Source organism: Marinobacter sp. LV10MA510-1, assembly GCF_002563885.1.
In the GTDB taxonomy this organism is placed as follows: Bacteria; Pseudomonadota; Gammaproteobacteria; order Pseudomonadales; family Oleiphilaceae; genus Marinobacter.
The window spans coordinates 2,981,487-2,994,875 of the sequence record NZ_PDJA01000001.1; the positions used below are offsets into that span (position 1 = coordinate 2,981,487).

General features: G+C 56.5%; 12 protein-coding genes and 2 pseudogenes. 3 read left to right on the top strand and 11 right to left on the bottom strand.

What is annotated here, in order from left to right:
- Nucleotides 1-46 precede the first annotated feature (46 nt).
- The 3 genes from ATI45_RS14285 to ATI45_RS22760 all read right to left on the bottom strand — a co-directional run bounded on the left by ATI45_RS14285 (nt 47) and on the right by ATI45_RS22760 (nt 2,003).
- Nucleotides 47-745: an SDR family NAD(P)-dependent oxidoreductase gene (locus tag ATI45_RS14285; protein ID WP_098420165.1), complete on the bottom strand. Its 699-nt coding sequence runs from the start codon at nt 743-745 to the stop codon at nt 47-49.
- A gap of 120 nt (nt 746-865) precedes the next feature.
- The gene (locus ATI45_RS14290) at nt 866-1,714 is read right to left on the bottom strand and encodes an alpha/beta fold hydrolase (protein ID WP_098420166.1); all 849 of its coding nucleotides are present in this window, start codon (nt 1,712-1,714) and stop codon (nt 866-868) included.
- A 151-nt stretch (nt 1,715-1,865) separates the two neighbouring features.
- Nucleotides 1,866-2,003, bottom strand: a complete 138-nt coding sequence (locus tag ATI45_RS22760; protein WP_228706042.1) for a DUF1440 domain-containing protein — start codon at nt 2,001-2,003, stop codon at nt 1,866-1,868.
- Nucleotides 2,004-2,440: 437 nt separating this feature from the next.
- Here ATI45_RS22760 and ATI45_RS14300 point away from each other — a divergent pair, with 437 nt between their 5' ends.
- Nucleotides 2,441-4,084 carry an acetolactate synthase large subunit gene (locus ATI45_RS14300; RefSeq protein ID WP_228735987.1) on the top strand — a complete coding sequence of 548 codons (1,644 nt, stop codon included), beginning with the start codon at nt 2,441-2,443 and terminating at the stop codon, nt 4,082-4,084.
- Nucleotides 4,085-4,257: 173 nt separating this feature from the next.
- On the opposite strand, the gene ATI45_RS14305 is transcribed toward ATI45_RS14300, so the two are convergent.
- The 5 genes and pseudogenes from ATI45_RS14305 to ATI45_RS14330 all read right to left on the bottom strand — a co-directional run bounded on the left by ATI45_RS14305 (nt 4,258) and on the right by ATI45_RS14330 (nt 8,640).
- Nucleotides 4,258-4,776: a redoxin domain-containing protein gene (locus ATI45_RS14305; protein ID WP_098420169.1), complete on the bottom strand. Its 519-nt coding sequence runs from the start codon at nt 4,774-4,776 to the stop codon at nt 4,258-4,260.
- A gap of 386 nt (nt 4,777-5,162) precedes the next feature.
- A complete protein-coding gene (locus tag ATI45_RS14315; protein WP_098420170.1) occupies nt 5,163-6,377 on the bottom strand; it encodes a YeeE/YedE family protein in 1,215 nt (404 codons plus the stop codon).
- 11 nt (nt 6,378-6,388) lie between these two features.
- Entirely contained in the window at nt 6,389-7,348 is a 960-nt protein-coding gene (locus ATI45_RS14320; RefSeq protein ID WP_098420171.1) for a sulfurtransferase, read from the bottom strand.
- A gap of 227 nt (nt 7,349-7,575) precedes the next feature.
- A pseudogene (locus ATI45_RS14325) lies at nt 7,576-7,881 on the bottom strand (VTT domain-containing protein); the annotation flags it as partial.
- 204 nt (nt 7,882-8,085) lie between these two features.
- Nucleotides 8,086-8,640, bottom strand: coding sequence for a carboxymuconolactone decarboxylase family protein (locus tag ATI45_RS14330; RefSeq protein WP_018405385.1), 555 nt, complete (start codon nt 8,638-8,640; stop codon nt 8,086-8,088).
- A 160-nt stretch (nt 8,641-8,800) separates the two neighbouring features.
- Between ATI45_RS14330 and ATI45_RS14335 the strand changes: the two genes are divergently transcribed.
- A complete protein-coding gene (locus ATI45_RS14335) occupies nt 8,801-9,400 on the top strand; it encodes a TetR/AcrR family transcriptional regulator (protein ID WP_098420172.1) in 600 nt (199 codons plus the stop codon).
- 280 nt (nt 9,401-9,680) lie between these two features.
- A pseudogene (locus tag ATI45_RS23335) lies at nt 9,681-9,767 on the top strand (glutamate synthase-related protein); the annotation flags it as partial.
- A 59-nt stretch (nt 9,768-9,826) separates the two neighbouring features.
- Here the strand turns inward: ATI45_RS23335 and ATI45_RS14345 are convergent.
- The 3 genes from ATI45_RS14345 to ATI45_RS14355 are packed head-to-tail and all read right to left on the bottom strand — an operon-like array spanning nt 9,827 to nt 13,364.
- Nucleotides 9,827-10,489 carry an ATP-binding cassette domain-containing protein gene (locus ATI45_RS14345; RefSeq protein WP_098420176.1) on the bottom strand — a complete coding sequence of 221 codons (663 nt, stop codon included), beginning with the start codon at nt 10,487-10,489 and terminating at the stop codon, nt 9,827-9,829.
- Nucleotides 10,456-12,132: an ABC transporter permease gene (locus ATI45_RS14350; RefSeq protein ID WP_098420177.1), complete on the bottom strand. Its 1,677-nt coding sequence runs from the start codon at nt 12,130-12,132 to the stop codon at nt 10,456-10,458. The genes ATI45_RS14345 and ATI45_RS14350 overlap by 34 nt, the downstream gene beginning before the upstream one ends.
- A gap of 29 nt (nt 12,133-12,161) precedes the next feature.
- Complete coding sequence (locus ATI45_RS14355) at nt 12,162-13,364, bottom strand: ABC transporter substrate-binding protein (RefSeq protein ID WP_098420179.1); 1,203 nt, start codon at nt 13,362-13,364, stop codon at nt 12,162-12,164.
- Nucleotides 13,365-13,389 lie beyond the last annotated feature (25 nt).

Sequence of the window (13,389 nt, forward strand, 5' to 3'; positions counted from 1 at the left end):
ATCTTCACAAGACCGCCTGGGGCCTTAGACTGCAATTTGGACGCCGTTACCAGCTTTCCCCGAAGGGCCGGATATCCAGTTCGAAGGTCCAGGCCGAAGCATCCTGATGACACAGCGTCCAAATAGCATCCGCCACGGCGGAGGGCTTGACGAAAAAATCATCCGGTTTGTCATGCAGCCACTCACGGGTACGTGGCAAATCCATCACGCCGTCAATCAACACATTGGCCACATGAATTCTTTCCGGCCCCAACTGCCGGGCAAGGGATTGCGCCAGGCTGCGCTGGGCCGCCTTGGCCGAAGCGAAAGGCGCGGAATTCGCTCTGCCCCGGGTTGCCGCAGACGCACTGGTTACCACGATACTGGCAGTATCATGCTGGCGCAGCTGCGGCAAAACCGCCTTGGTCGCCGCTACAAGGCCCTGGACGTTGATGCGCCAGTTGGCCTCGAAGTCCTCTAGGCTGGCCTCCTCCACATTCTTGAAAACACCACCCCCGGCATTGTAGAGCAGCACCGATACCGGTCCGAGTTTCTGCTCAATCGCTTGGAACGTTGAATCCACGCTACCCATCTCTGTGGCATCGTACTCGTAGGCATGGGTATTCGGAATTTGTTGCACCAGAGATTCAAGATAGTCCCGACTGCGCGCCAGCATCGCCACCTGGAAGCCCCCTTCGCTGAAACGGCTGGCCAACGCTTCACCGTTACCGGGACCTACCCCAATGATCACACACACTTTGTTCATCAAACGCTCCTTTTTTAACTATCTCGGACACCTCCTAGCGACGTACTATCAACCGACGACGCAATGAGCGCCACTTCCAACATGTGCCCTTACGCACGCGTGAGTTCGAGTTTCTTGCCCTCATCCACGCGCGGCGCTCGCCTGGTCGTCCAAAAACCGCACGATACAGGTAGCCACCTCGCGGGGGTTTTCCTCCATGATCCAATGCGCTGCATCCGCGATCCATTCGAGCTTTGCATTCGGAATGGCGTCGGCCAGGCGCTGGGCATATTCGGGTTTCTGAAACGGATCCATGTCGCCCCACAGCACCAGCGTCGGCATATTGATCGTGTCCAGTTCCCGCGCAATCGCCATGGTGTATTCGGGGTTAAGCCGGCGGAAGTTGCGGAAAAGAGCTGCCTTACCAGCCTCTCCTGCCCAAGGGCTCAGCATAATCGCAATTGCCTCATCGCTGAGCCCGTCAGCAGAGACCACACCCTGAGGCAAGAAATTGCGCAGCATCTTGTCAAACTCCTCGACGCTCATGCCCGCCTCGGCATCGGGGTCTTGCAGTGGCTCGAATTCGGGAATGGGCCAGCTGTCGAAACAGATTGCGCTGGCCAGAATGAGGCTGTTCAAACGCTCTGGATGACGTACCGCAACGATTTGCGCGACGCCGCCTCCGATGTCATGCGCTGCCAGATCGACGCGGCCGAGACCGAGCGCATCCATGAACCCAATCAGAATGCGCGCCTGCGCCGCGATCGAGACATCAACGCGCTCCGGCTTGTCCGACCGACCATAGTTCAACATATCCAGTGCGATGACCCGCCGGGTTTGCGCCAGCGTGGGGATCACATTGCGCCAAAGCAGGCTGGAGGTCGGAATGCCGTGCAGCAGAACCAGAGGAGGACCATCACCTTCGTCCAGATATGCGATCCGGTGGCCTTCGACCATGAGGAAACGGTGGGTATGGCGGTTATCAGTCATCGGGTAGCTCCTTTCTTTTGGGTTACGCACTGCATGATTTCCTTGGGCACCTGCATAAGCGCATCAATGTTCGAAAGTCGACCCGTGGGCTTGAGCGTGCAATTCAGCAAAAGCGCCTTCAGGCCGGAAAAATCCATCCCGTGGCTCGCGCTCAGGCTTTCGTTGTGCCGGGGCGCAGGGCGGCGTAGGTGACGCCGAAAACGGCGCCGAAGATCACATGCAGTATCAGCGTGGCTACCGGCACCATCATGCCCGACAGCATGCCGATCACGTCGAGATCCGGCATCATGCCCATCATTCCTTTAAGCATCATCAGCGCCGAAAGGACGACAGTGGCGATAACTCCGGCGGCGACGCCGGCGATATAGGTATTTATGCGGTCTTTCTCCTTCTATTATTTATTATCGGTTGGAAGGTATTAATAACCATAAATCTTGACCGCGGAACGTGTCAATCCTTCGGGCCTATTGACTCGTAAATACGTAACGCACTTCTACATAGTCATTATTGAACGTGCGCCCAACACACTTGGCGCATTTAAACAGCTATCCACTTGTGCGGCGGCAGCTCGGTATCGCTGTCGCTTACCATGGCTCTGACGCAGAATGGCAGTCCGCTTCTCGGTGGTTAAATTGCGTCTAGGCTTTCATGGCGATGCCTTATCTAATGTGCTACACCTGAATCCTGAGTCCGCCTCCTTTAAATTTTCATACAAGGACGAGCAAAATGATGAAAGCATCCGACTTATTTGTAAAAGCATTGGAAAATGAGGGAGTCCAGTACATTTTTGGCGTTCCCGGCGAAGAAAATCTCGATTTACTGAATTCATTAAAGAACTCGAGCATCCGCTTGATTATCACCCGCAATGAACAAGGCGCGGGTTTCATGGCCGCCACCTATGGCCGTTTAACCGGTCAGCCCGGCGTCTGCCTGGCAACCCTTGGGCCTGGCGCAACCAATCTGATCACGCCGGCGGCTTTCGCCCAGCTGGGCGCCATGCCGATGCTCATGATTACTGGGCAAAAACCAATCAAAACAAGCAAGCAAGGTCGCTTTCAAATCCTCGATGTGGTGGATTTGATGCGCTCGGTCACCAAATTCACCAAGCAGATTGTCAATGGCAACACTATCGCCTCACTGGTGCGCGAGTCGTTTCGCTTGGCCATCGAAGAAAGGCCGGGGGCCGTGCATCTGGAATTACCGGAGGACATCGCCGACGAGGAATGTGCGGAGACGGTTTTTCCGCCCATTGGTCATCGCCGCCCCCACGCCACGCAAGACGTACTGCGCGAAGCAACCAGCATGATCGAGGCGGCAAAAAGCCCGCTGTTGCTGATCGGTGCAGGTGCTAACCGCAAACGCGTCAGCGAGGCATTGACGGCTTTCGTCGAGGCCACCGGCATGCCGTTTTTCACGACCCAAATGGGCAAGGGTGTTGTCGACGAACGCCACCCACTGTATTTGGGATCAGCCGCCTTGTCCGACCACGATTTTCTGCATTGCGCCATTGACCGGGCGGATCTGATTATCAATGTGGGCCACGATGTTGTGGAAAAGCCCCCGTTCTTTATGGAGCATGACGGCCAGCAAGTACTTCATGTGAATTTCTCACCCGCCGAGGTGGACGCGGTGTACTTCCCCCAGCTCAACGTGGTGGGGGATATCGCCTTTTCCGTGCAACAACTGGCGAGGCTTATTAAAAACAAACAACATTGGGACTTGTCCTTTTTCAAAACCATCAAAACAGAAGTAGACCAGCATCTGTCGAAGTATTTTTTCGATACCCGGTTCCCGATGCTGCCGCAACGTTTAGTACATGTGCTACGAGAAACCCTGGCGGAAGATGCAGTGCTTAGCCTGGATAACGGCGTTTACAAAATATGGTTTGCCCGCAACTACAAATGTTATTCCCCCAACACCATGCTGCTGGATAATGCACTGGCTACGATGGGCGCGGGCCTGTCCAGCGCCATGATGGCTAAAATGCTGTACCCCAATACTCAAGTCGTGGCTGTTTGTGGTGATGGCGGTTTCATGATGAATTCACAGGAGCTGGAAACCGCTGTTCGCCTGAAGCTTAATCTCGTGGTGATCATCGTCAACGACAATGCCTACGGCATGATTAAATGGAAACAGCATGCCATGGGTTTTGACAATTTTGGCTTGGATTACGCCAACCCGGATTTTGTTACTTACGCCCAAAGTTACGGCGCCCACGGCTACCGGATACAAAACGATGAGCACTTTCAACAAACTCTGGACACCTGCTTGATGTCTACCGGGGTTCACGTCATTGAACTGCCCGTGGATTACTCACTCAATCACGAAATCCTCAACGTCATGCTTAAGGAGAAAACCTGCCAACTGTGAACACAACCAACAGCATGGAAGTGTTGCGGCCTTATGATCAAAGCGTCATCCGCGAGATTCCCATGGACTCGGCGTAAACGGTCATGGGTGCCCCGGCTTAGGCGCGTCAACTGTTTCAGGATCAGTCGCGCTGGCCTGCATTAGAACCACTTCCTGATCCCGGAATTACGAATCTACGCAAGGCCCCGGGGCGGATAGTCCTGCTTCTGAATGAATGCTATGCCGGATGTCAGCATCTGCAGATCCGGCCTTGAAAAGGGGGCATTGGCGACATCCATAATCTGGAGCGTGCCGTCCGGGCGAACCAGATAAGTGCCAGGCTCGGCAAAGGGTTGATCAGTCTCGGCACTGCTCAAAGGATCCGAAATGAACAAACCCAGGGCACGGGCATCACGGATCGCCAGCCCGTAACCTACGGCGAAGCTCAGGTCATTATCGTCGCGGAACTGCCTGGCCTTTTCCTCCGGATCCGTGGAAATGGCAATGATATCCACATTGATCTTGTCAAACTCGTTCTTAGTGGTTTCTATCTGGCTCAGGTAGGCCTTACAGATAGGACAATGCAAACCACGATAGACCACAACCAGTTGCCACCGGCCATCATTCGGGCGTCCAGGCTCGATGGCCTGATCATCCAGTATCTTCACAAGACCGCTTGGGAATAACTGCCCGACTTTCGTTTGCTGAGTCATATTGCACCTTGATGGTGTGAGTGAATATTGTCTCTCCTGACTCTGATATGTTGGCTATTCGCTCATTTTCAACCCCGACAGACCGCATCGCGAGTTCTAGGCATCAGCCACAGCTGCAGGTTTCACGAAGAAATCGTCCGCCACGCCGGTCACACCGTCTAGTTTGTCAGGAACTGGTCAGTCTCGTGTTGAGGGACAGGGTGCTCCACAAGGCGCGCAAGCCGTTTCGTCCCTCTGGCTTAACGCCGTCTCTACGTTACCCTGCCCGGAATTAAATGCATAGGTTGGACTGTTCAGATGATCCACCAAAATCAGCGCCAAAATAATTCCGAGAATCAACAGGATACGGGTTCGATTGTAGGCTCGTTCCATCGTTTCCTCCCGCATCAGTTTGGCAACCGGAACCAGGGCCGTAGCCGGATACCAATCAGCGACCCGACGAAGGCACTGGCGAACCATACCCAAGCGTGCAGGCTGGCCGAGGCAATGCCAGAAAACAGCGCCCCGATGTTGCAACCAAAGCCCAGCCTGGCGCCATAGCCGAGCAGCAATCCGCCCACCACTGAGGCCAAAAACTGACGGCCGTTAGGCCTGTTGCGACTGGCTTCATTGAAGCGGTTAGCCAGGCCCGCCGCGAGCATGGCACCGAGCAGCAATCCGAAGTTCATTACCGATGGAATGTTGGTGAGCACTGAATCCTTCAGAGCCATAGCCGGGTAGTCCCATTGCCAGAACTCGAACTGGGACATATTCACACCCACCACCTCCAGCGTCTTGGCGCCCCAGACGTTAAACGCGAAGGTAATGCTCCAAGGTGCGCCACCGATGGCCAGGGTCAACGCGTTGCCGGCGGCCAGAATCAGGATAGCCCAGGTAAATGGCCAGCGGCCACTGAGCAACGTTCTCAGCACGCCGTGGTGTTGGCTTTTCCACAGCAGTTCATCCCGTTCAATCGAGCCATGGGCCTTGCGCTCAATGCGATTGACCCACCAGGCAAGGAGCCCGAGCGCGGCAAACTGAACGAGGATGGCCCCGCTGACGCCGAAGGTGTTGACCAGTGGCACCGGATCGAACCCCGGCTGATCCAGCCACCAGGGCAGATGAATGGAACCAACAACGGTACCGGCGATAAAGAACACCAGCGTCACCACCATCCGTATATTACCGGCACCAACGGTGAACAGGGTGCCGGAGCCACAACCACCACCCAGTTGCATTCCCATACCAAACAGGAAAGAGCCCAAAACCAGAGAGGTACCTACCGGCGCCACCGCACCCACCATGCCCTCCTGGCCACTGTGCAGCATGGGCACCATGATCAGTGAGGTCACGCCGAACAGCAGTAACTGGGCCCGCATGCCGGCACCGCGTTTTTTAACCACCAGATTGCGCCAGCCGGCAGTGAAGCCAAAAGCTCCATGATAGAGCGCCATGCCAAGCACCGCGCCCACCACAAACAGTGCCACCATGAACGGCGCCGTTTCCAGCCAGATTAGCCCACCCAACAGAGCAAGGCCGACCAGGGCGGTTGATACAATAAAGCGGTCAACCTGCCATACCGGCTGTTGAATACTAGGCTGCAGAACTGCGGAATCAGTCATTACGTCGCCTCTCAGTTAAACCAGTCCAAAACTTTACCCAATCCTTTTTTGGCAACCTGGATCGGACGACTGCTGTCCAGAGACCATTCCGCCATGGAGCCATCGTAGAGGGCAACCTCTTCAAACCCAGCCAACTCACTCAATACAAACCAGTCTGTGGCGGCCCAATGGCCAGTGTTGCAGAACGCGATGGTGCGGGTGCCAGGGTTCAGTTCGGCCTGGTTTACCCGCTCGGTGATGCTGGTCTGGTTGAGATACCAGACTTGACCGCGTTCACCCAAAAAATCTCCATGGGGCATGCTTCGTGCGCCGGGAATTGTGCCCAGTGACTTGACCGCTGGCGACTTATTTTCACCCCGGAAATAATCCGAAGGGCGTGCATCTACCAGCTGGGCCTGGGTGCCCCGGGCGTTCTGTACTTCCTCCAGTGAAGCAATCAGATTCTGCTGGAGTGATCCTTTGAATTTGGTCACCGCACCCTGACCACTCTCACCGCTGGCCACCTCGAAGCCGGCAGCCTGCCAGCCAGAAAAACCGCCATTGAGAATGGTCACGTCATTATGGCCCAACACCCGGAAGGTCCAGTATACCCGGGCGGCGCTGCCAAAATCCGTCGCGCCAGTACCGGCCGGGACAACAACAACGACATCGTCATTACTGATCCCGAGGCCACCAATCAGGCGCTCCAGGCTGGTAACCGGTGGCAAGAGGCCAGCCACGCCACCCCGGCTTTCACGCCAACCATCCCCAGTGTAGCTACTGTACACAGATCCTGGAATGTGGGCCTTCTGGAAACTGCTGCGGTCACCACCGTTATCGATGCCGGAACGAACGTCCAGCACCACCAGATTATCCTGATTGAGATTAGCGTCCAGCCAGCTGGCATCCACCAGAGGCGGCGTTCTGTCGCTTTCAGCCACTGCCAGTGAACTGACGGCAAAAGCCAAAACCACTACCAAGATCCGAACCATGATGCTACTCCTGTGCTGATAATTCTTGAGCAACCATTCTAGTTTTAATCCTCTGGAATGAATAGACCCCTATCTATTGCGTTTTGTTATAAGGAAATCTCTGGATTTTTTGTCCGATAAGCGACAAAAGCCGCTATTATGAGAAATAGCGGCTTTTAAATGGGCGGTTTTTGACGATCAATGACTAACGGAATTCGGAAAAGTTAGCTCGCAGGTTCAAAGCCTCCCTAAGCATCCAGATGCAGCCAGCGCGCCAGCCGGGAGTGCGAGCGTCTGCCGAGATACAACGGCAGGGTGCTCATGACCACCAGAATAACGGCAGCGGCCACGACCGTCAGCATCGCATTGAGTTCAAAACTGTGGCCCAGTCCGGCAAACACGAAGGTCATGGGTAGCATCCCGATGGTTGTCGCGAGCGCGTAACGCCAGAGCGAGATCGCAGTGACACCGGCTGCGTAACTGATCAGGGCAAACGAAAACAGCGGATTCAAGCGGGTCAACATCACCGCAACGAACAGAAAGCGCTGGGAACCCCGGGTTATCGCCCAGCTGGCGAAGCACCAGCCAAATCACCGCCATCAAGAGCGCGACAACGACTAACGCGGAAACTTGGAAAACCCATTTCGAACGGTTCATCCGAGTATACTACCCGTCTCGTAGAAGACGGGACGGGGCGGCGAAAAATTGCAGACCGTGCGGAACCTGCCAAGCGGTCTGCCAAGCGGTCTGCCCGGTCATTACTGGCTTTTGCTCCAGGCAAATTTCTTGAACGGCTCATCCACCGGCGTTTCGGCGATGTGGTTGATGTAGTTACTCATTACTTTCTGGGACAGCACCATAATGACTTCCAGCACCTGGCGGTTTTTATAACCGGCCTTGAAGAACGCTTCCAGATCATCCTGGCTAACATTGCCCCGTTTGTTCATAACGGCCAGCGTGAAGGTGCGCAATGCTTCCAGTTTGTCGCTGGGCAGCGGTGTTTCATCACGCAAGGCGTCGATAATGTCATCAGACACTTTCATCATTTTGGCAATGCCGGTATGCGCGGGCACGCAGTAATGGCAGGCATTTTCGACGTTGATGGTTTGCCAGACCACGGTTTTCTCGTCGTTGTCGAAGCTGCTGTCCAGAACCAGCTGGTGCAGTTTCTGATACGCCTCAAGCACCTGAGGTGACTCCGCCATTACCGCATGAAGCCCCGGGATCATGCCCATGTTCTTCTGTGAGTTTTCCAGAAAAGGCTTGGACCCTTCCGGCGCACTGTCCATATCATGCTTTTTAAAATCTGTCATGTTCACCTCCAGATTAATGAGCGATTGTTCAATTACTTGGTCACCGTACCTGTTGTTGAGCGATCAATCAATATATAATTGATTCCGCTGAACGCCTTTTAATGACTTGTGCAGCAGCCTTTGGCCGAGACTGCACAGCCACATCGAGAAGTTGAACACCATGGCAAGAATCGCACGCTACGACAGACAATCCGCACTCGATAAAGCCGTCGTTCTGTTCTGGCAGAAGGGGTACCACAATTCCTCTATCAAACAGGTCGAGCATGCTCTTGATATGCGCCCGGGGAGCATCTATGCGGCGTTTGGCAGCAAAGACGGTCTGTTTCTCGAAGCGTTGGCCTGCTATGTCAAAGAGTCCGGCGACCATCTTTCCAGTCACCTTGCAAAATACACCTCCATTATCGAGGGCCTTCAGGATTACCTGAGAAACATTTCTCTGGCCTGTACGCCGGGCGGTCCAATGCCATCGCGCGCTTGCATGGTGGTAAAGACCCTGCTGGAAACCAGCAACACCCATCTGCCGATCAACCAGGAAGTTAATCGGGTACTTGATGCCATCGAACACCGCCTCGGAGAAGTGCTGGAGCAGGCCAAAAGTAATCGCGAACTAAAACCGGACGTGGACTGCAAACGTCTTGCCCGCCTCCTCCAGGCGCAAATCATTGGTTTGCGCTCCTTCGCACAGAGAGATACCTGCGCTCCCAAAGTGGTCGAGCTGGGCGAGGATATGGCTGGCATTCTGGACTATTATCGGCTTTAGCCTGGACCTCATGTCTAACCTTTTCAGCCCTTCGATTTGCCGGAACTGAATAACTCTCCTAACGCGAAAGGAGCGCAGAAGCCGCGAGGTGTGCCAAAGCGGCTGCCGATATCACGCTGCGATGCGGCCTCTACAGGAAACGGCGATGAGCCGCCATGAGCGATGGCGACAGGTCACGCTCTTTCTCAAGAAGGTTCTTGACGGAGGCGATTGCCGAATCAATGTCGATATTGTCTATTTTCAATGTCTGCCCGCACTGGGATGGTTTTGTAAGACAGTCATTACCGTGGACGGCGGTGAAGGCGGCACCGGCGCCGCGCCGGTGGAACTGACAAACTCGGTGGGCACGCCGCTGCGCGATGGCCTGCATTGCATTGGCCACATGAATTCTTTCCGGCCCCAACTGCCGGGCAAGGGCCAAACCAATCAGTCGATCGTGACAATAATACCGCCAGCTGCGTCGGCATCGTCCTGATCATGTGTTACCAGCACCGCGGGCACATTCTGTTGCCGCAGGTGCTCAAAAACGACAGCGCGCAATTCCCGCCGCAAGGGCGTATCCAGCTTGGAAAAGGGCTCATCCAGCAGGATAGCCCGGGGCCGGGAAAGGATCAGCCGAACCAGCGCGACCCTTGCCCTCTGTCCACCTGAAAGCGTCTCGGGGTCGCGGTGTCCGAACCCCGCCAGGCCAACACTGGCAAGCGCTTTTTCTACCCGCTCGGCGACGTCGTCTTTTCCACCGCGAGCGCCAAATCTTACGTTTCCGGCTACTGATAAGTGCGGAAACAGCAACGGGTCCTGAAACAGTAAGCCGACCCCGGTCTGTTCTGCCGGTCGGCCGGTAATATCCTCACCGTCCAGAATGGCTCGGCCGGTCGCGTGAAAGCTGGGCGACATGAAACCGGCAATCCAGGCCAGCAGCGTCGATTTGCCAGAGCCGGAAGGGCCCATGACGGTCAGCACTCCGCCAGGACTGATGGTTTCGTTCAGATGAAGCAGACGATTCCCATGGAGCTCCAGGGCAACGCCCTGAAGTTGTAAGCAGCCAGCCTCAGCTAAAGGGCCTGCATGCCCCGACGTTCTTTCCATAATAACCTCGGAATCAGTAATGCCAGCACAAAGCCGATGAAAGGTGTAATTGCCTGCACCATGGCCCAGACCCCGATAAGGCGGCGGTCCCCGCCCGATGACAGTGCCACCGCCTCCGTCGTCACCGTGACGATGCGCCCACCCCCCAGCATCTGGGTAGGCAGGTACTGACTGACGCTGATCGCCACGCCCAGAGCCATCGCGGTTAGCACCGGCCTCAGCATCATCGGCAATCGAATGCGCCAGAAAGCCTGATTGACCGAGAGTCCCAATGATCGGCCCAGAATGACCCACCGGAAATCAAAGCGACGGTAGGGTTCCACCAGCGTCAGATAGACGTAAGGCAACACGAAGAGCAGATGGGCCCAGACCACTACCCAAAGCGCCGGAGCCTGCCCCGCCATCTGGCTTAGCACGGTAATGCCAGACAAAAAGCCCACCTGCGGCACCAGCAATGGTAGATAGAGCAGCCAGAGCGCGCGGGTAGCCGGTCGGTTCCGGCGCTGCTCATGCTCCAGCGCAGCGAGCACCATGGCCACAGCCAGCGCGGATGCCGCCGTCGCGATGACCATGGTCATCCAGAACGGCCGGGCCAAATCCGGCAGTGCCTGCAGCCAGTGGCTCAGGGTAACAGACCCTGGCCATGCGTCGGGAAAACGCCAGAAGCCGGCGACGGAATTGAGCGCGAGGGCGAACAGCCCCAGCACCGGCAACAGCGTTGCAATCAACATGAGTCCCCGGCCGACCAGCCATAACGTGCCGTCAGATCGTTGCCGGTTCCCGCCGGCGACCCAGGCATTGAAACCCGTGCCAATCAGTTTCTCCAGCCCCCACCAGGCTGACAACGCCGATGCGGTCACCAGAAGCTGAAGCAAAGCTCCCGCCGAGGCCAGGAAGCGGCGGGTAAGATCCGGGTCATTGAACCACTGCACCACCTGAACACTCAGGGTGGAAGGCAGATTAGGCCCCAGAATCATCGCCACATCCACCGTGGACGTGGCAAACGCCAGCACCGCATACACCGGCAGGCGAATCAGCGGGTACAGTGCCGGGGCCACCGCTTTAAACCAGGCAACCCGGGGCAGGTAACCCAGGGAACGTGCCAGCATGACGCGCTGAGCTGCATTGAGCTGGGGCAGTCCGGCCAGGCTGACCAGCAGCAGGAATGGAATTTCCTTGACCACCAGGCCGCTGATCAGCGACATGCCAAAAGGATCGTTCAGCAACAGCCAGTCCGGTGGTCGCTCAAACCCGGTCAATGACGGGGACAGCCACCGCAGCATCAGGCCAGACGGCGCGACCAGAAAGGCAAACCCGAACGCCGCAGCGGCATGGGGAACCGACAACAGCGGTGACACCAGCCGCTGAATCCAACGATCAAACCGGGTATTGGCAATGGTCGAAAGAAACAGGAATACGATGATCAGCGCCAGGCCGGTTGCCAACAGGCCACTACCGAAACTCACGGCAATCGACCGCAGAATGCCGGGCGTTGCCGCCAGCTCAAGCCACGGACGAAGCGACCAGTCATCGCCCCCAAGTACAGGCAAGTAGCCAAACGCCGGTGGCACGGTAAGCAAGGTGCCTCCCACCACCGGCACGACCAGAATGAAAACAATGATCCAGGGGGCAAGGCGCAGCATTGGCAAGCTCAGGTCATCATTAAATGGGATCAGTTGCCGCTGTATCGCTCAAGCCAGGCGGTTTCCAGGGCCTCAACCCAGCTGGCATGAGGTTCCTCCAAGACCTGCTGTAGCTCTGCAGGTGTCACTCCGCCCTTAGGCGACGGTAATGCTTCGAACAGGGCTTTCTGTTCGGCGTCCAGTTGATCCATGGACAGCACAGTCAGGAAGCCCCAGTTGTCCGGATGCTGCGCGTAGGCTTGGGCCTCCGGGGACAGCAGGAAATTCGCCACCACCATGGCGGCTGACTTATGCTGGGCGTTAAAGGGTATGGCCAGGAAGCTGACGTTACCGATGGTACCCCCGTCCAGCACATAGCTCTCCACCGTTGGCGGCAGCTCGTTGTTGGCGATGGCGGCTGGCACCTCGGCGGGCCAGAAGGAGAAGGCCAGACTGAGCTCACCAGCGCCCATCAGGCGACGCAGGGACGGGCCATTGTCGGGGAAATTACGGGCGGATCGCCAAAGGTTTGGGTGGAGCTGATCCAGGAAATTCCACAGTGGCGCTGTAACCACCTCGAAATCTGCTTCGGCAACCGGTCTGTACAACGCGTCCCCATCGTCTGCCAGCTCGATCAAAGCCTGTTTCAGGAACGTGGTGCCCAGAAACTGGGGCGGCTTGGGATAAGAAAACTCCCCAGGATTTTCCTGCGCCCATTCAAGCAGTTCAGGCATTGAGCCCGGAGGGTTTTCAGTCAGCGACGTGTCGTAATAGAACACCACCTGTGCCTTACCCCAGGGCGCCTCCATACCCTCCACCGGCACAGTAAAGTCGGTCGTTACTGCGGGGTTGTTTTCGGGGTCTGTCAGGCTGAAGTTCGGCAGTTGCCCGACCCAAGGGCCAAACAGCAGGCCTGCCTCTTTAAGCGTTGCGAAGTTCTCGCCGTTGACCCAGATCAGGTCAACAGCGCCTTCGGAGGTGTTGCCCCCCTGTTTCTCTGCAACAACCCGTGACACGGCTTCGGCGGTATCGCCCAGCTTCACGTGGACAAGGTCGATGCCGTAACGTTCCTCGCCCTGCCCCGCGGCCCAGCGGATGGTGTTATTGGTGTTCGATTCTCCGCCCCACGCGTTGAAATAGACCGTTTGTCCGCGCGCCTGCTCAACAATGGCCGGCCATTCATCGGATACTGCGGCATGGCTGCCCAGCGGCAGCGCCAGACTCACGGATAACGCCAGTAAAGTAGACTTCATCAGAACCTCTGTTTGTCGTTGTCGT